16 protein-coding genes and 2 pseudogenes are annotated in these 20704 nt (G+C 53.6%); 12 read left to right on the plus strand and 6 right to left on the minus strand.

All coding sequences use genetic code 11. The features are described 5' to 3' along the window. Window positions 1–23 precede the first annotated feature (23 nt). The 6 genes and pseudogenes from ACMAZB_RS06665 to ppsR form a co-directional block, all read right to left on the minus strand. On the minus strand, window positions 24–287 hold the full coding sequence (locus ACMAZB_RS06665; protein ID WP_435219906.1) for a CBU_0592 family membrane protein: 264 nt from the start codon (window positions 285–287) through the stop codon (window positions 24–26). Window positions 288–778: 491 nt separating this feature from the next. Beyond that, window positions 779–1093: a hypothetical protein gene (locus ACMAZB_RS06670; RefSeq protein ID WP_435219907.1), complete on the minus strand. Its 315-nt coding sequence runs from the start codon at window positions 1091–1093 to the stop codon at window positions 779–781. A gap of 3 nt (window positions 1094–1096) precedes the next feature. Further along, window positions 1097–2290 (minus strand): geranylgeranyl diphosphate reductase, encoded by a 1194-nt coding sequence (locus ACMAZB_RS06675; RefSeq protein WP_435215513.1) that lies wholly within the window; start codon window positions 2288–2290, stop codon window positions 1097–1099. A 15-nt stretch (window positions 2291–2305) separates the two neighbouring features. Continuing rightward, window positions 2306–3673: pseudogene (locus ACMAZB_RS06680) on the minus strand (BCD family MFS transporter). After that, window positions 3670–4578: a chlorophyll synthase ChlG gene (gene chlG / locus ACMAZB_RS06685; protein ID WP_435215516.1), complete on the minus strand. Its 909-nt coding sequence runs from the start codon at window positions 4576–4578 to the stop codon at window positions 3670–3672. The pseudogene ACMAZB_RS06680 and the gene chlG overlap by 4 nt, the downstream one beginning before the upstream one ends. 70 nt (window positions 4579–4648) lie before the next feature. Further along, on the minus strand, window positions 4649–6037 hold the full coding sequence (ppsR, locus tag ACMAZB_RS06690) for a transcriptional regulator PpsR (RefSeq protein ID WP_435219908.1): 1389 nt from the start codon (window positions 6035–6037) through the stop codon (window positions 4649–4651). Between the two features lie 241 nt (window positions 6038–6278). On the opposite strand from ppsR, the gene bchF reads away from it, so the two are divergent. From bchF to ACMAZB_RS06750, 12 genes and pseudogenes are all read left to right on the plus strand, one after another. Further along, on the plus strand, window positions 6279–6806 hold the full coding sequence (gene bchF / locus ACMAZB_RS06695; RefSeq protein ID WP_435219909.1) for a 2-vinyl bacteriochlorophyllide hydratase: 528 nt from the start codon (window positions 6279–6281) through the stop codon (window positions 6804–6806). After that, window positions 6803–8101 (plus strand): ferredoxin:protochlorophyllide reductase (ATP-dependent) subunit N, encoded by a 1299-nt coding sequence (locus ACMAZB_RS06700; protein ID WP_435219910.1) that lies wholly within the window; start codon window positions 6803–6805, stop codon window positions 8099–8101. Before bchF ends, ACMAZB_RS06700 begins: the two co-directional genes overlap by 4 nt. Next, on the plus strand, window positions 8092–9645 hold the full coding sequence (gene bchB, locus ACMAZB_RS06705) for a ferredoxin:protochlorophyllide reductase (ATP-dependent) subunit B (RefSeq protein ID WP_435215522.1): 1554 nt from the start codon (window positions 8092–8094) through the stop codon (window positions 9643–9645). The genes ACMAZB_RS06700 and bchB overlap by 10 nt, the downstream gene beginning before the upstream one ends. A 7-nt stretch (window positions 9646–9652) precedes the next feature. After that, window positions 9653–13359, plus strand: a pseudogene (locus ACMAZB_RS06710) (magnesium chelatase subunit H). Further along, window positions 13356–14273, plus strand: a complete 918-nt coding sequence (gene bchL / locus ACMAZB_RS06715) for a ferredoxin:protochlorophyllide reductase (ATP-dependent) iron-sulfur ATP-binding protein (protein WP_007234715.1) — start codon at window positions 13356–13358, stop codon at window positions 14271–14273. Before ACMAZB_RS06710 ends, bchL begins: the two are co-directional and overlap by 4 nt. Before the next feature lie 20 nt (window positions 14274–14293). After that, a complete protein-coding gene (gene bchM, locus ACMAZB_RS06720) occupies window positions 14294–14989 on the plus strand; it encodes a magnesium protoporphyrin IX methyltransferase (protein ID WP_435215526.1) in 696 nt (231 codons plus the stop codon). After that, a complete protein-coding gene (locus tag ACMAZB_RS06725) occupies window positions 14986–16419 on the plus strand; it encodes a BCD family MFS transporter (protein WP_435215528.1) in 1434 nt (477 codons plus the stop codon). Before bchM ends, ACMAZB_RS06725 begins: the two co-directional genes overlap by 4 nt. 25 nt (window positions 16420–16444) lie before the next feature. Further along, on the plus strand, window positions 16445–17209 hold the full coding sequence (puhA, locus tag ACMAZB_RS06730; RefSeq protein WP_435219911.1) for a photosynthetic reaction center subunit H: 765 nt from the start codon (window positions 16445–16447) through the stop codon (window positions 17207–17209). Further along, window positions 17206–17877, plus strand: a complete 672-nt coding sequence (puhB, locus tag ACMAZB_RS06735; RefSeq protein WP_435215532.1) for a photosynthetic complex putative assembly protein PuhB — start codon at window positions 17206–17208, stop codon at window positions 17875–17877. Before puhA ends, puhB begins: the two co-directional genes overlap by 4 nt. Continuing rightward, entirely contained in the window at window positions 17852–18361 is a 510-nt protein-coding gene (puhC, locus tag ACMAZB_RS06740; protein WP_435215533.1) for a photosynthetic complex assembly protein PuhC, read from the plus strand. Before puhB ends, puhC begins: the two co-directional genes overlap by 26 nt. Then, window positions 18358–19149, plus strand: coding sequence for a putative photosynthetic complex assembly protein PuhE (gene puhE, locus ACMAZB_RS06745; RefSeq protein WP_435219912.1), 792 nt, complete (start codon window positions 18358–18360; stop codon window positions 19147–19149). The genes puhC and puhE overlap by 4 nt, the downstream gene beginning before the upstream one ends. 214 nt (window positions 19150–19363) lie before the next feature. Continuing rightward, window positions 19364–20692 (plus strand): radical SAM protein, encoded by a 1329-nt coding sequence (locus ACMAZB_RS06750; protein WP_435219913.1) that lies wholly within the window; start codon window positions 19364–19366, stop codon window positions 20690–20692. Window positions 20693–20704 lie beyond the last annotated feature (12 nt).

Consider the following 20704-nt stretch of genomic DNA (forward strand, 5'->3'; position numbering starts at 1 on the left):
TGCGGCTTGTGCGGCGATAGAGCCTACTGAGTCGCGCTCGCAGCGTTTCGGCGCCAGTATTTCCATAGGCCGATTATTGAAGCCCCTATCCAGAACACCTCAATCACCACGCTGGCAAGATTAAAGTTGAAGCATAGACTGAAAAAAAGAAAAACCGCGCCCACTAAATTCATGACGTTGTAGCCAAGGCTTTTAGGGTCGATTCGTTCGAGCTGCAGCAGGTAATAGGCCAGTATGACCATGATTGTGCCGAGCATGCCGATGGCGTCAATGATGTTGTCTTGCATAGGCAATAATCCAATGTGAGCCGATAAAAAGGGTGCCTCAGTATAAGAAGTCTAAAGGGAGTGTCGAGAGCGATTAATCGTCCAGAAAATGGTCATGGAACCTGAGCGTTTCATGCGGGCTCGCACAATATTTGTGGTTAGAACCTGGGGTCAGTGCCTTCACTGCAAGGCCCGCAGATCATTTTTTTTGCAACATGCAAAATCTCAGGCGAGCAACGCGACACCGACGAAGTCTTCAGTGGCCCCCTTGCTGATTGCGCGTGGCTGAGCTTGAGCCATTGCCAGTAAAAAGCGGCAACGTCTCAGTCGACACCGACGATGTCATTGGCCGTAGCTAAGAGGTGATCAGCGCCTAATCGTTTTGGTGGCCGAGTTTAATTCGAAGGTCTCTTGGTGCTCAATGCAAACGATGATCCTGACTGGGCCTCTACAACGGCCAGAGACCTTGATATTGATGTCGTTAGCCTGTTCTTGAGGGTAATAAGACGCCCCTAACTCTGACTGGAGGTGCGTCCTGGTGGGCGGTATCGCAGGACGAGATCAGTGAGATGGGCGAGCAGTGAGACGCTTAAACACAGCGTTAACCAGTACCACTCGGCCTGTGATAAGGCGAGGCGAATGCCTAGCATCAGAGCAGCCCCAGACACGAGATTGGGAATTAGCGTTCGGGGGCTAGGACAAGCCGTGTTGTAACGATGGGCAACGATGATAACGATGCCCTCAATGACGATCAGGCCGAGGATGGCGTCGAGAAGCCTTCCGGATATCAACGAAGACTCCATCCACGATAGGAGCAAAGCTGCCATCGCCTAGGAAGCTCGCGTAAGACCTATTAGGTTTCCAATATCTTTTAGGGCAACCCGTAGGTGCGCAGTTTTGCGTCGCTTGACCAGCTGTTTTTGGGTGTAGGCCTGCCAAGTTAGCTCTTGGACATCTTTGTCCTGACACATGCTCACAAACTTCTCACGACGTTTGTCCGATCGGTACCAAATACGTTGCAGTAGACCCAGTGCCCAGAACGTTTTTCCGTGCAGCTTCATAAACTGGCGGCGTGCCTTGCCAAGGATTCGGGCATCGCCCACCTGTAAAAACTCATCCATGGTTTGTGCGGCAAGCTTGCCACAAAGCATGGCGTAATAAATCCCTTCACCGGATGCCGGCGCAACGACTCCAGCGGCATCGCCAGAGAGCAACACGCCTCTGCCATCGTCCCACCTTTTTAGGGGCTTCATGGGTATAGGGGCACCTTCTCGGCGAACTGTTTGACAGCTGTCTAACCCTGTTTTGGCTCTGAGAGTTGCCACCGCATTTCGCGCAGAGAAGCCATCAGTCTCACTGCCGACACCAATGCTGGCATGCCTTCCATGGGGGAATACCCAAGCATAAAAGTCGGGTGATAATTCGCCCTGATACCAAACATCGCAGCGATCACCGTCGTAAAGCTCATCATTGGCAGCTGGGGCCTCCACGATTTCGTGGTAAGCCAGCACCCACCGTGCGTTCTTGCTACAGGGAATCGCCTGTCGAGCCACGTTTGACCGCGCACCATCAGCACCGATCACGCTGCGGCTAGTCACACTGATGTTCTCGAGACCGGCTTCTTTGCTTTGAAAGTCGATATGCAAAACACCTTCTTCATCATAGTGCAGCGCCTTGAAGGCACCGATACGCAGTTCCGCTCCGGCTGAAACGGCGCGCTCTCGCAGCCAAGGGTCAAAGACATCGCGATCAACCATGCCAACAAAGGTTTCACCGACCGGCATATCCACCTTTTTTTCTGTGGGCGATATCATTCGAGCTGACCGGATTCTGGCGACTAATAGCTCTTCGGGAATTTCAAATTCATCGATCAAGCAGGGTGGAATGGCACCGCCACAAGGCTTGATTCGAAAAGCGCGTTCAAGCAATAGCACCCGGTAGTTTTGTTTTGCTAGGTGCTCGGCGGCGCTTGCACCCGATGGACCGCCGCCGATAATTACCACGTCATAATCTGTATTGGACACGATTCGAGTCCCCCGTTAGTTGCGACCCGCCATCACTTCTTGCATGGCGATTTCTCCAAAGCTTGGAGCTGATTTTTCTTCGTTTTGTTGTTCGTTTTGTTGTTCGTTTTTGCCAATACCCAGGCCCAGCCAAGCAGCTACGAGGAACATGAGAGCCTCGAAGCTAAATACCAGTCCGTAAGCATGTGCAGGCACTTCAATCCAAATTTGACACACATCAACAGCGACGGTGCCTAAAAAGCCGCCTAGGGCAAATGCGATAGCTTGCGCGGCTCCCCAGAGCCCCATACGCAAACCTTCACGGCCCGATTGTCCGGCGCTTGCTAAGGTCATCATGGTCGCAATCGCGGCCACCGCGAATGCGCCGTTGGCAAACCCGAGGAGAAATACGTTGCCAGAGAGATGCCAGGTCTCGGGGTGGAGTCCGCCGCTCGCGAGTGTCAGCAGTACCATCCCAGATGCAATACAGCCGCCAACGGTTCAGGCGCGAAGCAGGCGTACGCCGTGCTTACTGAACAGCGAGCCGCTCGCAGCAACGGCGATCATGCCCACCAGAACCCCCGCATGTTGAGTGCCTGCTAGCTGAGTTGAGGCCCCCGGTGATAAGCCAAAAACCAGCCCCGCGTAAGGCTCAAGTATCAGGTCCTGAAAGGAGTACGCCAGCATTGAGACAAACACAAACAAAGTGAACTGGCGAGCCTGCCGCTCCTGCCAAATTTTCTTGAGCGCTTCGCTGAACGCAGGTTTTTCTGCAGCCGCTGCGGGTTGTACGGTGTAGGAGGTGGGTTCAACGTTGCGTATGGCCAGCACGGTAACCGTCATCGCGAGTACCGACACGGTCGCAGTTACACTTAGCAGGCGACTGGGGGAAAAAGGGTCTAGAAAATGGCCAGCAACCCCTGCTGTGACGGCGAATCCCGCGATCATCATAAACCACACCAGAGTTGCAGCGGCGGGTTTTCGCTCGGGTGCAACGACCTTGGCCAAGAGCACTAGCAGCGAGGTACCGGTTGCTCCTGAGCCTAAACCAATGCCAAAAAAGCCAATAAACGAGACTATTGAGCCGGTGATGACGCTGCTAGCCATTAGTACAGTGCCAAAAGCTGCGATAACACCGCTAGTGGCGAGGAGCGCCATGCCACCTAAAATCCAGGGTGTGCGACGCCCTCCGATGTCCGAGCCATAGCCAATGCGTGGACGGGCAAGCTGAACAAAGTGATGCACCGCGACCAGAAAGCCGGGCAGCATGGCGGGTAAGGCCATTTCCACAACCATCACGCGATTTAAAGTAGATGTCGTGAGTACGATGATGGCACCCAGTGACGTCTGAATAAGCCCAAGGCGCGCAATACCCAGCCAGGTGAGATTTTGCAGACCTGTCATGACGCAAGACCCGAGAGTGCAGTTGCAGTGACCATCATGCCGCTTACATAGGCCATCACACCGGTACCGTTGTACCACGGCGCCAACTCTTCAGGGTTTTTAACCAGCTTAGACATGGCGATGAGTTGCCCAGCAATCAGCAGGGCAACTACGGCTGCTTGCCAGTGAGCGGCTTCGTTGACGAGTAGGGCAACCACGAAAAATTGAGGTACCGCCATAAACCAGCAGGCGATAATGGCCGCCTTGCGGAGCCCATAAACTGCGGGCAGCGAGCGCAGACCCAACGCACGGTCGCCCGCGACAGATTTGAAGTCATTGAGGGTCATAATGCCGTGTGCGCCTAAACTGTACAGGCCTGCAACTGCAAGTACCTGCCAAGCTGGGAGCATACCTCCCAGAAAAACTGCCGCCCCTGTCAGCCACGCCAAGCCCTCATAACTTAGGCCGACAGCAGCGGCACCCCACCAGCCATTGCGCTTTAATCGAAAGGGTGGGGCACTGTACATCCATGCGAGGGTGAGACCGACCAGTGTTGCAATACCCACCCAAAAGCCAAGGGCGGCGCCCCAAGCGCCCGCTAGAGCGGTCCATACAACTGCAAAAATCAGTCCCCAATTACCCGGCACTCTGCCTGAGGGTATCGCGCGTTGGGGTTCATTGATGGCGTCCACTTCGCGATCAAACCAGTCGTTGACGATTTGACTGGCGCCACAAACCATTGGGCCCGCGAGCAGGATGCCGGCAATAAGTAGCACAGGATTTTCCAGCAAGCCCGAGCCGCTTGACACCGCCCCGCAAAGAAACGCCCACATGGGGGGGAACCAAGTGATGGGTTTGAGTAATTCAAGCAGGGCGCTCGCCTGAGGGCGATGAGTACGAACTTCAAAAGAGGGAGCTCTTTGCATAGTTGGAGGGTAAACAGGCCCTCCAACCAACGTCAAATGTTATTTACATATCATACGTAAATAAAAATAGTCATTCCGCGGGGTCAGAAGCTGAATCCCCTATGCCATAACGCCGTAACTTGGTGTAGAGGCTTTGTCGACTCAGGCCCAAGATCTCGGCGGCTGAGGCGCGATTATCCCGAGTGAGTTTCAATGCAGCCTCAATACAGAGTGCCTCAATGACTTCGGTGGATTCGCGCACCAGCTCTTTCAAGGGGTGGCGACCCACGCGCTCTGTAATTTGTTCGATGGATCGTGGCAGGCGCTCTGTGAGTGGATGATCTGTCGTTAGGCGCCGGCTGATGTCCCTGATAAAGAACACAATCTTTGGGTTGTCGCCCCGTTGAACTGTTGCGGCAGAGATTTCGATCTCTGATGTGGTCCCCACGCTATTCTTGAGCACAGAGGCATAGAGCTTTATTGAGCGCCCTTGCTTAAGATTGCTGAGCATTACGGAAAGGTCGACGGTTGTCCGCCCCACCCAAGTATCGAGAGTCCTCCCCATGACCTGATCCGGGGCGGGCACGCTGATCCACTCGAGAAAGATAGAATTTACGTATTCGATGCGACCTTCGCTATCAACCTGAACAATAGCGTCGGGAGCCAGCTGGAAAGTATCTGCTAGGTGCATATCCTGCAAGTTGCTGTCTTCACCGGTGCTAGAGAGCCTAATCAAATAGCGAGACTCAGGTCCCTGACGTTGAAAACTTACCAAGACGTCGCTGCCGTGGGGGACATTGGGCAGCACAATACGTCGCAAGCTGGTGGCGCCTGTTTCCCGCGCGGCATCTAAGAGCGTCTGAATCTCGGCCGAGTTTAGCGGTAGGGGGCGCCCGATAATGCTCTGACCTTCTGTATTTAGCATCGCGTTTGCCTGTGAGTTAGCCTCTAAGACCCTGCCAGTACCTTCATCAACAACAAGAATTCCGTCGCTTGTGAGCTCTAGCAGGCGGCGATAGCGATTTTCCATTTGGCGCAGTGCCCAATAGTCTTGCTCCATAGCATGCTGTGCGTTGAGAACTTGCTGCCGAAGGTCGCTTACAACCCTCAGATCACGCCCGACGGCAATAACGCCCTCACCGTCGAGAGGTTGAATAAGCCTGAAACTCATGGGTAGCTCATCATTTGTTTCAGTCGCACGAATGTTGAGGTCGACCCGATTAGGTGTGTTGGGTGTGCGAGTGGCGGCAGTTAATGCGCTCTTTGCGCGTTCGGTGTGCTCTTCGATACAGAGCTCATGCCAGCTGCGCCCGCGCCAAGGAATTCTCATGAGGTCAGTCAGCTCGGCGTTGGTGACAGCGACATCAAGGCAAAAGCCTTCTGCGTCCAGCTGTAATTGCACGTCTGCTACCGCTTCCAGCACTGAGGCGACAGCGGCGGGGTCGAGTTCTTTAAGCAACACCTGATCCTTTGTGGGCATTTGTCGAATGGTCTTTGCGCTATTTTGCGCTAGGTCACAGTTAAATTGAACCGAGGTTTACACTAGCCGGCGAGAAAACGCACCCATAATGGACATATTTCTCCTATTTAGGCCCTATAACCCCTAAAGCGTCATTTTTTTTAGCCTTTCCTGTGTGTAATAACAAGTTGACACCCAACAAGCGGGAGGGATAATCTTCGTTAAAAGTACCCGTGGAGCGCACATCGCGCTGGAGGTCATCGTGGGTGAACCGAGAAAACCCCCAAAGAGGGGCTCCGATCTTTACACCCCGGAGCAGCGTTTAAGAAGAGATTCGACCATTTGGACGATGGTTCAGGGGGTTTTGGCGCCGCTGCAGTTTCTTGCTTTCGCGCTGAGTCTGGTGTTTGTCATTAATTTTCTGGCAAACGGTACGGGCTATGCAGCGGCCGTGATTTCAATATTCATCAAAACGTTGTTTCTACTCACCATTATGGTCACCGGAGCCATTTGGGAGAAGGTTGTTTTTGGGCGCTACCTGTTTGCCCCCGCTTTTTTTTGGGAAGACGTGGTCAGCATGCTGGTCATTTTTCTACACGTCGCCTATGTGGTGTCTTGGTTGTTCGACTTGCAGGCGCCTCGTGAGCAAATGTGGCTGGCGATCGCGGCCTACTCGGTGTATGTCGTCAATGCCGCTCAGTTTTTGTTGAAGCTACGCGCTGCGAGGGTAGGGTCAACGCGAGGTGATGCTGAGTTGGGTTCAGAGTTTGCTGTAGAGGTGTCTAGATGACTGCTGAGGTGATTGCAGTTTCTGATTCTGGGGTTGCACCAGAGCGGTTCCAGCCAGTTCAGGAGCGGGGCCAGCGTGCAGTTTTTTGCGGTTTGACCTCAATAATCTGGCTGCACCGGAAAATCCAAGATGCATTCTTTCTGGTGGTTGGCTCAAGGACCTGTGCACACCTAATTCAGTCCGCCGCTGGCGTCATGATTTTTGCTGAGCCGAGATTTGGGACCGCTGTCTTAGGAGATCGCGATCTGGCGGGTATGGCAGATTGTCACGATGAACTAGATAGGGTTGTGGCCCAGGTGCTCGCTCGTCGACCTGAACTGAAGAGTATTTTTCTGGTCGGCTCATGCCCCTCGGAAGTGATTAAGCTAGACCTCGATAACGCAGCAGGCCGTTTAGGCCGGGTATACGAGGGTCAGGTTCGATTCGTTTCGTTTTCAGGTTCTGGTATCGAGACGACTTTTACTCAGGGGGAAGACAACTGTTTGGCCAGCTTGGCGTCTGACTTACCCACTGACACCAGAGCCGAGGACCGGTTGCTGGTGGTGGGAACGGTCCCTGACATTGTGGAGGATCAGTTTCGACGCTTATTTACCCAGTTGGGAATCGGTCAGGTCGATTTTTTCCCAGGCAGTCAGTCGACGGATTTACCAGCTGTTGGCAAGAACACCAAAATGTTGCTTGCACAGCCCTTCTTGGGTGAGACGCTGCGGGCATTAGAGTCTCGTGGAGCGACGCTGCTGCCAGCGCCCTTTCCCTTGGGGGCAGAGGGCAGTGAAGCATGGTTCCGCGCAGCGGCTAACGCATATGGGGTGGCTGAGGAAAAGCAAGCAGAGGTATTGCAGCCCCCGTTGCAGCGAGCTAGGGCGGCGTTGGGAAAATACCGCACTGAATTGTCCGGGAAGTCATTCAGTATGCTGCCAGACTCTCAGCTGGAAATTCCTTTGGCGCGCTTTTTGGCCCGTGAGTGCGGCATGACGCCAAAGGAGGTGGGAACGCCTTATTTTGATGCAAGAGTTATGGCGGAAGAGGTGCCATTACTGCCTTCTGGAGTGGATTGGGTTGAAGGGCAAGACCTTGATCCAGCCCTTGACCGCGTGCGAGCTGCAAAGCCCGATTTAACGGTTTGCGGGCTCGGTATAGCCAACCCGCTCGAGGCCGAGGGTCTCAGAACAAAGTGGTCCATTGAGCTTCTTTTTACGCCGATACAGGGCTTTGAGCAGGCGGGGGATCTAGCGGAGTTATTCGCAAGGCCATTGCGCCGAGAGAGGGCATTGGAGGTGGGATCGTGGAGCTGACACTTTGGACCTATGAGGGCCCCCCACATGTCGGCGCCATACGAGTCGCGGCCTCTATGCGTGGCGTACACCTGGTGCTCCATGCACCTCAAGGTGACACTTACGCTGATTTGTTGTTCACAATGATCGAGCGGGACGGCAAGCGGCCGCCGGTGACCTACACAACATTTCAGGCTCGTGATCTCGGTGCTAGCACCGCTGAGAAATTCTTGAATACTCTGCAAGCTGCTTATGACCATCACAAACCTAGCCTCCTGTTGGTTGCTGATTCCTGCACCGCTGAGTTGTTACAAGATCAGCCCGGCACTCTCGCTGAAACCGCGGGTCTGCCAGTGCCAGTGGTGCCTTTGGAAATGGCAGCCTATTCCCGGAAGGAAAATTGGGGCGCTAGTGAGACGTTCTATCATCTTGTTCGTGCGGTACTGTCTGCACAGCGGAACTCTGAAGAAAAACCCGCGGATCAGGGTTCAAGTAATCGGCGTCGCACTGTAAATTTATTGGGACCCACCAAGTTAGGCTTTCGTTGCCGCGACGATATTCAAGAAATCCAGCGGCTTTTGCAGTCTGTGGGTATCGGGGTCAATGTGGTTGCGCCCTTGGATGCTGACATCAACGATATCAGTCGCATACCAGAAGCTGATGCTAACGTTTGTTTATACCCCGAGGTTGCACTAACGACCTGCACCTGGCTCGAGCGGAATTTTGGGCAGCCTGTTATTCGCACTGTGCCCCTCGGCTTTGGCGCCACTCAGGATTTTCTCGCTGAGCTGGCAGGCGTGTTGCAAGTCGACATCAGCGCGGAAGCGGTAGCTGATTGCCGGCTGCCTTGGTATAGCCGTTCCGTTGATTCGACTTATCTGACTGGTAAGCGAGTCTTTGTTTTTGGTGACGGCATGCATGCGATGACTTGTGCACGTGTGGCACAGCAAGAAATGGGTTTTGAGGTTGTTGGCTTGGGTACTTACTCTCGTGAAATGGCACGAGAAGTTCGTGCGATGGCTAAAGAGCTGGGTCTTGACGCGCTTATCACCGACGATCACATGGTTGTCGAGCAGGCGGTCAGCGAACTCAGACCTGAATTGGTGTTAGGCACTCAGATGGAGCGTCATATTGCCAAGCGCTTGGGCATAGGATGCGCTGTTATTTCGACCCCCGCCCATGTGCAGGACTACCCTGCAAGGTTCTCACCCCAAATGGGGGTTGAGGGCGCGAATGTCTTATTTGATACCTGGGTGCACCCATTAATTATGGGTTTGGAAGAGCACCTCCTACACATGTTTCGAGATGATTTTGAATTCAATGATCATGCAGCGCCTTCACATTTGAGCCACGGCGAAGGCACGCTGATGGCGGTTGAAGATAATAATGTTGTTCCCATAGTGGGAGTGCATTGGGAAGACGGTGCCGAGAAAGAGCTCAAGAAAATTCCGTTCTTTGTGCGTGGCAAGGCCAAGCGCAATACGGAACGTTACGCTGAAGAGCGCGGATTGACCGCAATCGACATTGAGACCTTGTATGAAGCGAAAGCACACTACAGCCGCTGAAGTGGGCATGGACGTCTCAATCCGCGTGGTGCTACTCACGCTGGATAACCATGTCAGTGCGGCTCTAGAGTCAGCTTTTATAAAGTTAAAGGGCGTCATGCCAGGCCTGCAGTTAGCGATTCATGCCGCTGCTGACTGGGAGGCGCGGCCAGAGAAGCTTGAGGCTTGTAAGGCCGATATTGCTCAGGGCGATATTATTATTGCCACAATGATGTTCATGGAGCCCCATATCGCTGGGGTTATTGATGCCTTGACGGCACGGCGTGATCATTGCGACGCAATGATCTGCTGCATGTCTGCTGGTGAGGTGATGAAGCTCACTCGAATGGGCCGATTCTCCATGGACGGTGAGCAGGGTGGCGCAATGTCGTTATTAAAGCGACTGCGCGGAAAAAGTACGACGGGTGGCAAGCCAAAAAATGTGGGTGCACAGCAGTTGTCGGTATTGCGTCGGTTGCCCCGAATTTTGCGTTTTATTCCAGGCACGGCTCAAGACCTGCGCATTTACTTTTTGATTTTGCAGTACTGGTTAGCGGGATCCGAAGAGAATCTCTCGCGGATGATTCAGCTGGTGGTGCGTCGTTATGCTGCCGGCCCTAGAGAGGAGCTGCGTAAGCTACCCGAGCCCGGTGCCCCCATTGATTACCCGGAAGTTGGTGTTTATCACCCCACAATTAAATCGGGAATCAGTGGTGACCTAGCAGCGTTACCCCGGAAGGTGCCATCCAGTAAAAGCCCAGTGGGAACGGTGGGCTTATTACTCATGCGGTCTTACGCCTTGGCGGGGAACAGTAGTCATTACGACGCAGTGATTAGGGCGTTAGAGGAGCGCGGTCTGCGCGTTATCCCAGCTTTTGCAAGCGGCTTAGATGCTCGTCCCGCCGTGCACCGATTTTTCATGGAGAACGAAGCCCCAATCGTTGATGCGGTTGTTTCGTTAACAGGGTTCTCTCTGGTCGGAGGCCCAGCCTACAACGACACCGATGCGGCGCAGGAGTTGCTAAAGACGCTCGATGTGCCTTATTTGGCAGTACAGGCTCTTGAGTTTCAGAGCCTTGAAACGTGGTCGGATTCCGCTTTAGGTCTCATGCCGATTGAAGCAACCATGATGGTTTCTATCCCAGAGCTTGATGGTGCAACAGGTCCAATGGTTTTCGGTGGCCGCAGCGACCAATCTTCAGAGATGCCCAATGCCATGCAGGCGCATAATGAACGCATTGGCATGTTGGCTGACCGTGTCAGTTGTCTCGTGAAATTGCGGCGGCGAGAGCAGCGTGACCGCAAAGTCGCTGTGGTGCTCTTTAATTTTCCGCCGAACTCCGGGGGCACTGGAACTGCGGCACATTTGGCAGTGTTTGAGTCGCTCTTCAACACGCTAAGAGCCCTAAAGGCAGATGGCTACCAGGTAGACTTGCCCGATTCGGTTGACGCACTTAGGGACCGGATCTTAATCGGTAACGCGGCGCAGCGAGGCACCGATGCCAATGTTTGCGCGACGATAAGTGTTGATGATCATGTCCGCAACGAGCCTTGGTTGGATGAGATTGAATCACAGTGGGGGCCGGCACCGGGTAAGCAATTGACCGACGGCCGATCTCTGTTTGTTCTGGGTGAGGAATTTGGCAATGTGCTAGTGACAGTGCAGCCGCCCATGGGCTATGAAGGCGATCCAATGCGCCTCCTGTTTGAAGGAGGGCACGCGCCGACCCACGCTTTCGCGGCTTTTTACAGGTATTTGCGAGAAACCTGGCAGGCCGACGCTGTGCTGCACTTTGGTACCCATGGCGCATTGGAATTTATGCCGGGTAAGCAGGTGGGTTTATCGGCTAATTGCTGGCCAGATCGCCTGATTGGCTCCCTGCCCAATTTTTACCTCTATGCCTCGAACAACCCATCAGAGGGTTTGATTGCTAAGCGCCGATCTGCGGCGACCTTAGTAAGTTATTTAACGCCCCCGGTGGCCAATGCGGATCTTTATCAAGAGTTGAAAACTCTGGGGGACTCCATTGATCGATGGCGCCGACGGGATCGGGATCAAGATGCCGACACACTCGCTGAACTGATAAGACTCATTCGAGAACAGGCAGAGACCTGCGACCTAAATTTAGTCAACTGGGACCAAGATGTAGAAGCCGCGATCGAGGATTTGCGCGCCCAGCTTAACGAGATTGAAGATTCGCTCATCCCTTACGGATTGCATGTCGTTGGTGAAGTCATGTCGCGGGAGGATCGGTTGTCTCTGCTGCAGTCCATCGCAGCGGCGCAAGGGCAATTCAAACCCAGTGAAACGCTTCTAAACCGGTTGCTTGATGATGCAGACCTTGCAGAGCTCACCGCGTTTCCAGAGCTCGCCGCCCACCCAGAAGCAGAGCGGCTCGCTTACCTTGAATTATTGGTATCGGCTAAAACTGCTTTGGGGCAAGACACTGAAATGCCTGCACTTCTCAGGGCGCTAGATGGGCGATTCATTCCACCCGTAGGTGGTGGCGACCTTCTACGCTCCCCGGATATGCTTCCTACCGGGCGAAATTTACATGGCTTTGATCCTTTCCGTTTGCCAAGTCAGTACGCGGTAAAAGAGGGCGATCGCCAAGCGCGGCAACTGCTGGAACGGCACCAACATGACAGCGACGAAGTGCCAACATCAATCGCGCTGGTTTTGTGGGGCACGGACAACCTCAAGTCTGAGGGCATTGCTATTGCTCAGGCTTTGGCATTGATGGGAGCCCAACCGCGGTTAGATAGCTACGGTCGTGTTTGTGGTGCTGAGCTTATTGATCTCGAGACATTAGGCCGTCCGCGTATTGATGTTGTGATGACGCTTTCAGGGATTTTCCGAGATCTTTTACCGTTACAAACAAGGCTGCTAGCCGAGGCGGCCTATCTCGCAGCGATGGCGGATGAGCCCATCACGAAAAATGCAATTCGCGCTAACGCATTGGCCTATCAGGCAGAGCATGACTGTGATCTCGAAACCGCAGCGCTTCGAGTCTTCAGTAACGCCGAGGGCACTTATGGGTCTAACGTCAATATGCTAATTGATAGCGGCGCCTGGGAGAATGAAGACGAATTAGCCGAGACCTTTACGGCGCGAAAGGGTCATGCCTACGGCCGTCATGGCGCCGTGTCTCAAAATACTGAGCTGCTAACAGAGATGCTTTCGCGGGTAGATCTTGCGTACCAAAATCTAGATTCGGTAGAAATCGGTGTTACTACGGTCGATCACTACTTCGACACGTTGGGCGGTATCAGTCGGGCTATTCGGCGAACCGGAAGTGACAGCGTCCCTGTTTATATTGCTGATCACACCACTGGCAATGAAAAGATTAGAACTTTGGCTGAGCAGGTGGCGTTAGAGACTCGCACCCGGGTACTGAACCCCAAGTGGTATGAATCAATGCTCGACCATGGTTACGAGGGAGTTCGTGCAATCGAGACCCACGTGACAAACACCATGGGTTGGTCTGCCACAACGGGGCAAGTTGCCCCTGGGTATATCAGCAGCTGTCGGAGACCTTCATTCTTGATGCCGACATGCGTCAACGGCTCGCGCTGCTCAATCCTAAGGCCGCGTCACGCGTTGCTAACAGATTACTCGAGGCGCATGAGCGTCAATATTGGGATCCTGACGAAGCTTCTCTAAGCGCATTGCGCGAAGCGGGTGAGGATTTGGAAGATTGGATGGAAGGAATATCACCTGAGGCGGTCGCATGAATGTACGTAATAACCATATTCCCATAAAAGCTATCGACGCTGGCGGCAAGTCACCTGATGGTGACGGCAGTGTTCAAGTCCACTTGGATCCGCAGATTCAAATAGACAAAGCCAAAGTATTTGCTGTCTACGGCAAAGGTGGGATTGGCAAGAGCACGACCTCATCCAATCTGAGCGCGGCGTTTTCAAAGCTGGGTAAGCGTGTCATTCAGATAGGTTGTGACCCGAAGCATGATTCGACATTCACTTTGACGAAGGCACTTATGCCCACGGTTATCGATGTCCTCGAGTCAGTAGAGTTTCACTCTGAGGAGCTGCGCCCAGAGGATTATGTCTTCGAGGGCTATAACGGTGTGCAATGTGTCGAGGCTGGAGGTCCGCCTGCGGGCACTGGTTGTGGTGGCTACGTCGTTGGGCAAACGGTCAAATTGCTAAAGCAGCACCATCTGCTAGACGATGCGGACGTGGTTATTTTCGACGTCTTGGGAGATGTTGTGTGTGGCGGCTTTGCCTCACCACTTCAGCATGCAGAGCGTGCCGTAGTCGTGACCGCAAATGACTTTGATTCCATCTTTGCCATGAATCGTATTGCTACAGCAATTAATGCAAAAGCAAAAAATTATGGCGTGAGGCTAGGTGGTGTTATTGCCAATCGAAGCTCAGCCACCGATGAGATTGATCGGTTCAATGAAGCGACTGGTATGAAGCGGCTTGCACACTTCCCGGATCTTGATGTCATCAGGCGAAGTCGTTTAAAGAAATCGACGATCTTTGAGATGGGGGATGCAGAGGGTCTCGATCTTGTGCAGCGCGAGTATATGAATTTGGCTGAGCGGTTGTGGAATGGTACCGAAGCACTTCCGGTAACGCCTATGAAAGATCGCGAGCTATTTGATTTTCTTGGATTTGATTGATTAGGGACGGTGGATTAAACGTGGTGAGTTATGAACAGCGCCGGCAGGAAATCGAGCATTACTTTGACCGTACTGCGGCTGACACTTGGGCGAAGTTGACATCTGATGCCCCAGTAAGCCGCATCCGCCAGACTGTGCGTGAGGGTCGAGATACCATGCGGGCACAGTTACTAGGCTGGCTTCCTGATGATCTGGCCGGGAAGCGCATTTTAGACGCGGGCTGCGGCACGGGTGCGTTCTCGGTGGAGGCCAGCCGTAGAGGCGCAGAGGTGGTGGCGGTAGACTTATCGCCAACGCTCATAGCTCTTGCTAGGGAGCGAGTGGGTAGCACGGCTTTGCGTGGCAGCATTGATTTTCGTGTGGGGGATATGGGTGATTTGAACCTTGGGACCTTTGACCACATCGTTGCCATGGATTCGTTAATTCACTACGAATCAGAAGACGGTCTGCGAACTTTGGCGGCAATGGCCGAAACGGTAACGACCAGTATTGTTTTTACCTTTGCCCCCAAAACTCCGCTGCTGGCGGCTATGCATAGTGTGGGTCAGTGGTTTCCTAGAGGTAATCGATCCCCGGCTATAGCGCCCATGGCGGTGTCGCAGCTGCAACGCGCGGTAAGCTCCCAGCCTGAGTTTGCCCAGTGGCAAATGTCGCGAGACTTTCGGGTTTCTCGAGGATTTTACATTTCTCATGCCATGGAATTGACGCGTAGATGATGATCTCCCGCCAAAATTTCGGTGAATTCATTCAGGGGGTAGGCACTCGTTGGCTACCTTTTGCGGATGCAGTCAGCGAAAATTTGGCCTTGAGTCGGCTGCTGCGTTTGGCGCTATTTCAAGTCTCTGTGGGCATGGCGGCTGTGATGCTCACAGGCACACTCAACCGCATTATGGTGGTTGAGTTAGGGCAGCCGGCCTGGTTAGTTGCGCTAATGGTTGCGATTCCACTATTGCTCGCTCCAGCTCGAGCGCTGGTTGGATTTCGTTCTGATTTCCATCGCTCCTATTTGGGGTGGCGTCGTGTGCCCTACCTCTGGATGGGTACGCTGATCCAGTTTGGTGGTTTTGCCATCATGCCTTTTGCACTAATAGTGCTAACTGAGCCTCATAACGGTCCGGCGATGCTCGGTCCCGCAGCGGCTATGCTCGCATTCATTCTCGTTGGCACCGGTATGCATACTACTCAAACCGCTGGCCTCGCCTTAGCAACCGACCTGGCGAGCGAAGAGTCTCGTCCTCGTGTGGTGGCTCTGCTCTACGTTATGCTTTTGGCCGGGACAGTTGTTGCTAGCCTTGGGTTTGCTCAACTGTTAGTAGACTTCACCTACCTTCGATTGATTCAGGTGCTACAAGGCGTCGCAATTCTCACCGTGTTGCTGAACTTTGTTGCGCTGTGGAAGCAAGAAGCAAGGCAGCCTCACCTTACTCGTCATGATCAAGTGCGCCCGCGTTTTATGGATGTTTGGCGCCAGTTCGATGGGCAGCCAAAAGCGCGACGACTTTTAGTTGCGGTGGCTTTAGGCACCATGGGATTCACCATGCAGGATATTTTGTTGGAGCCCTACGGCGCGCAAATTCTCAATATGTCTGTGAGTGAAACTACGCAGCTGACGGCTATTTTGGGTATTGGCATGTTGCTGGCATTTTTTGTCGCGGCCCGACTACTAGCGCGTGGTGTCGATCCTATCCGCATCTCAGCGGTAGGCGCGATGGTGGGTGTATTTGCGTTTTCTGCGGTCGTGTTTGCGGCACCCCTGATTTCGGAAACATTATTTAGGGTTGGAACTTTGGCCATCGGTGTCGGCAACGGTTTATTTGCCGTAGGGACCCTGACCGCCATTATGAATTTGGATCGAACAGATCAACTTACTGGCCTGACACTGGGTGTTTGGGGCGCGGTGCAGGTAACGGCTACAGGCGTCGCTATTTTTGCCGGTGGCGCTATTCGCGATGTGGTTGAGGGCTGGGTCAGCATGGGCCTAATGGGTACCGCACTTAATATGCCTACAACGGCTTATGCCGTTGTGTATCACATAGAAGTTTTCGTTCTGTTTGCCGCTTTAATCGCACTGGGACCACTAGTGCGTCAGCCCGGTGAGCAGTCACAGCAACCACGGGATCTGCGCCTCGCAGATTTTCCCGGATAACAAGTCACAACAGAGGAGCAATACAATGGGTACTGGAGCCATAACCGGTTACATTGATGTCGCACAGGTGGCGTTATACGCCTTTTGGATTTTCTTTTTCATACTGGTGTTCCATTTGCACCGTGAGGGCAAGCGCGAGGGCTGGCCCCTCAAACTTGACGGAAAAGGGGATACCTTAGTCGAGGGGGTGGGCGGTATGCCCATTCCAAAAACCTATGAGTTAGCCAATGGTCAGGGTAGTAGAACGCTACCGGGTCCCGCGCCCGCGAGCTATGAGTTAAAGGCCCAGCCAACGGGGCCGTCGACGGGCTTTCCTGTCGAGCCCACAGGCGATCCGATGGTCGATGGGGTAGGGCCTGCAGCATGGGCTACTCGCCCTGAAAAGCCAGATTTAACCATCGATGGTGAGCCGAGAATCGTCCCGCTCAGAGTCGATACAGATCACAAGGTCAATAGCCGCGATCCCGATCCAAGAGGTTGTGCGGTCATGGCCTGTGATGGCAAGCAGGGTGGTACGGTCTTTGACCTTTGGGTTGATCGAGCTGAGCCCCTGTTCCGCTACGCCGAAGTCGATGTCGGAGAGGGGACTCGCCTGCTGCCGATGACGATGGCGCGTGTGTCGAAAGATGGCACCGTGCAGGTTAAATCGATTCGCAGCGATCAGTTTGTTCAGGTCCCCAAGTTGGCGAACCCCGATCAAGTCACACTGCAAGAAGAAGACAAGATCACGGCTTTTTACGGTGGCGGTACGCTGTATGCGACACCTGAAAGAAAGGAGCCTTGGCTGTGAGGGAATATGAATACGAGCCCATAAATGGGCTCCCTGAGGAGTTGCCCGAAGGCGAAGCGATTGTTTGGCAGGGCGCCCCTCAGTGGACAGCTCTGGCAAATCGCGTGTTTCAGGTTAGAACTCTTGCGTTCTACTTTGCCGCCCTGATTGGTATTCATGTTATTTACAAACTCATGGATGGAGCCAGCAGTAGTCACATCTGGGCTGGTGTGACTTGGCAGTTGACCTTAGCGGCGGTCTCGCTTGGTCTGTTGACTGGGGCTGCATGGCTATATGCCAGAAGTACCGTTTACACCCTCACTAATAAAAGGCTTGTGCTGCGTTCGGGTGTTGCGACACCGATGATGGTGAACCTGCCTTTGGAAAAAGTGAAAAGCGCGGGCTTACGTCTTTGCAGCGACGGTACCGGTGATATGTTGTTCACCCCCACGACAGACACAAAGTTGTACTACCTGCTGCTGTGGCCCCATGTGCGCTTATTGGGATTTCGTAACATTCAGCCGCTGTTTCGGGGTATACCGGATGCACAAAACGTGGCTCGTCTGCTCGCTAAAACGGTTCGGTCAGAAGGCATGACACCCTTAGAGGGGGAGTTAGCTCAAGGCGAAACTATGCAGACAACACGAGAAGAGGATTTTTCAAGTGGCCAACCCGTTGCCGCAAGCTGAAATGTCCGGAGAGATTAGACACATTCGCCGAGTGAGTGATCGGCTTATGGGGCTAATTGCTCTTGGCCTACTCTTTGTTGTGGCGGCGGTTTTGCTGGCCCGCACAACAGACAACATTGTGTTGGCCGACCCCCCTATTGGTGCCGTCATTGAAGGGAGAACGTTGCTGTTCAATGATGGACCGAAGGGAGAGGTGCAGATATCGGATGCCGCTAGCGGAGTGGTTGTTCGTACACTGTATGCTGGAGAGGGTAGTTTCATCCGTGGTGTCGTGCGAAGTTTGGTACGTACCCGTCACCAGCAAGGGCTCTTCGCACAGACTGGATTCAATTTGAATCTGTATGAGGACGGTCGCTTGCAGTTAGTCGATCCCCTAACGCATCAAGTGATTGACCTTGTCGCCTTTGGTCCCACCAACATGGCCGAATTTGCCGGCTTACTCACACCGGCACCAAGCGCACCTTTGGTCGCTGGCAGTACATGAACGAATTCGTTCTGGCGTTATTCGTAGCGTTGACCGGCTGGTGGTTTTCTACCGGGGTCATCTTATGGCTCGTGCATCGCCCAGAGCGATATCATCGGAACATCTTCGGATTAGCCACCATAACCATGCTTGTGGCGTTTTATGGTGTTCAAACCACAGTAACCGAATCGACCCCCCAGAGCGTTGTCACGGCTTTTTGCCTGGCACTACTGTTGTGGGGATGGTTGGAGATGGGGTATCTCATGGGGTTCGTTACTGGGCCGCGGAAAGAGGCTTGCCCCGACGGGGCCACCGCAGTGGCAAGAATGCGACTCGGGCTGAGGACGTGCATCTGGCATGAGTTGACGTTGTTGGTCATGGTCGCTGTGCTGGCTTGGCTAAGTTGGCGGCAGGCCAATCAAACTGCATTGTGGGCATTTACCGTGTTGTGGCTAATGCGATGGAGCAGCAAGCTGAACTTAGTGCTCGGTGTGCGTAATTACAATCAGAGCTGGTTGCCGGAGCGATTGGCTTATGTTCACTCCTACATTCCAAGGCGGCTGCTCAATCCTTTGTTTCCATTTTCCGTCACTTGCGGAGTTATCGTGAGTTTCTACCTTATAAATTCTGCGATTCAAGCGACTGATTTGGGTCTAATGATCGCTTTGACCCTCGCGGGGGCAATTGCTGCCCTGGGTACCCTCGAGCACCTGTTTTTGATGGCACCTTTAAAAGAAGCCGCGCTTTGGATCTGGGCTGCACCCACCCCGACGCCCTCGGTCACCAAAACGAGATCCCAGTCGCAGTAAACTTAAGTAATTATAAGGTTTGGCACAAAAACAGTGATAAACAAACTTGACGCCAACAAGCCTGAGGTCTACTGTGGTTTCTTCGGGCCACTCAGGATGAGGCAAGTGCTCAAGAGCCTAGCCCTGGGGCGCTGCTAAGTACTTTGAGACGACTTAGAGACTTAGACAGTATTGAGGCTTACCGATGCTGCATACGTGCAGGTGGAGGCTGTTGATGAACCAAAAGGGAAGCCTAGCCAGAACAGTCCCCCCATTGGCGTCGTCTCGGGCCACAACTACCCCCATTCTTGGCGAACGAGAACTCGCTATTGGCCATGCAGATTTTTCCAACGCACTCGATACCGCCGCAATGCGGGGTGATTTTGACAAGGGTGTCGCCCTGCAAGTTCATCTTCCGTTCTGCGCGACCCGCTGCGTTAGCTGCGACAGGGTCGCCGAGGTTGCATTTGATCCCTCGGCAATAGACCGCTACCTCATTGGGCTGGGCGTCGAGCTGTCGTTAATTACCGATCGAATAGGCAGAGGGCGTCCGCTGGCTCAGTTGCAGGTTGGGGGAGGCACTCCCAGCATGCTAAGCGGCTCTCAGCTGGCGCGGCTCTCAGCGGTTATAGACCAGCATTTTTCGGTCGGTGATGACTGCGAGACAGTTTTTGAAATCAGCCCAGACAGAACCTCTTGGACACAATTGGAACTTATCAAAGGGTTAGGCTTTCGCAACTTACGCTTAGAGCTGCGTGAGGTTGATGCAAGTGCACAGCAGGGGTTAGGCAGAAGTTATTCCCCTGAGCTATTGCACGACATGCTGAGCAACGCCCGGCAAGTAAACTTCGAATCGATAACCTTCGATCTCGTCTATGGACTGCCCGGGCAGAGCGTAAAAGCTGTGCGAGATAGCCTGCGCATAATCACTGAGATGAATCCTTCCCAGCTGCTGTGCAGGCCTTTTGTCCGTGACGAGCAGCGTTTTGTGCACCAGCGCGGCATTGAGTCCTACCTGATGCCATCCGTCGCTGAAAAAATGGCGATGTTCGTCGCGATTGTAGATCGATTGGAGGACTCCGGTTACCAATGGGTAGGGATCAACAGCTTTGTAAAGCCTGATCACCCCCTCAGCGTTGCGCAGGCAGAGGGACACTTGGTGCGTAATCGTTTGGGCTACTCGAATAAACCTACTCGTATCGTTTTGGGTGTGGGGCTGGGTGCCGTCTCCGAGATGCCCAACCTGTTGTCAAGAAATGAAGTCAGTTTAGATGCGTGGCACGGTACCCTTGAGGGGAATGAGCACCCATCCTGCGCAGGCATTCAGTTCACGGCCACCGAGGCAAAGAAACGTCGACTCGTTCACCGGTTGAGCGAGTCGCTGCGTGCTCCCCTTGCTGAATTTGAGTCCGCTGAGCAGCAGGAACTGTTAAACAAGCTGCAGAAAGAAGGCTTGGTAAAAGCGGAAGCCGATTGGGTCCGGGTAACTGACTCAGGTAGGTTTAAATTGCTGCAGTTGTGGGACCCAGAATCTGGGGATTTACGCATCGCTAATTCTGCCTAGCGATCGCTGATA

Origin of the sequence: Luminiphilus sp. nBUS_07 (assembly GCF_051201685.1) — a bacterium.
Taxonomy (GTDB): Bacteria; Pseudomonadota; Gammaproteobacteria; order Pseudomonadales; family Halieaceae; genus Luminiphilus.

Bases quoted from the DNA above. Each gene is read 5' to 3' on its own strand.
- ACMAZB_RS06665 (WP_435219906.1), bottom strand. From the start codon at position 287: ATGCAAGACAACATCATTGACGCCATCGGCATGCTCGGCACAATCATG.
- ACMAZB_RS06670 (WP_435219907.1), bottom strand. From the start codon at position 1,093: ATGGCAGCTTTGCTCCTATCGTGGATGGAGTCTTCGTTGATATCCGGA.
- chlG (WP_435215516.1), bottom strand. From the start codon at position 4,578: ATGCAAAGAGCTCCCTCTTTTGAAGTTCGTACTCATCGCCCTCAGGCG.
- ppsR (WP_435219908.1), bottom strand. From the start codon at position 6,037: ATGCCCACAAAGGATCAGGTGTTGCTTAAAGAACTCGACCCCGCCGCT.
- ACMAZB_RS06700 (WP_435219910.1), top strand. From the start codon at position 6,803: ATGACTGCTGAGGTGATTGCAGTTTCTGATTCTGGGGTTGCACCAGAG.
- bchL (WP_007234715.1), top strand. From the start codon at position 13,356: ATGAATGTACGTAATAACCATATTCCCATAAAAGCTATCGACGCTGGC.
- ACMAZB_RS06725 (WP_435215528.1), top strand. From the start codon at position 14,986: ATGATGATCTCCCGCCAAAATTTCGGTGAATTCATTCAGGGGGTAGGC.
- puhA (WP_435219911.1), top strand. From the start codon at position 16,445: ATGGGTACTGGAGCCATAACCGGTTACATTGATGTCGCACAGGTGGCG.
- puhE (WP_435219912.1), top strand. From the start codon at position 18,358: ATGAACGAATTCGTTCTGGCGTTATTCGTAGCGTTGACCGGCTGGTGG.
- ACMAZB_RS06750 (WP_435219913.1), top strand. From the start codon at position 19,364: ATGAACCAAAAGGGAAGCCTAGCCAGAACAGTCCCCCCATTGGCGTCG.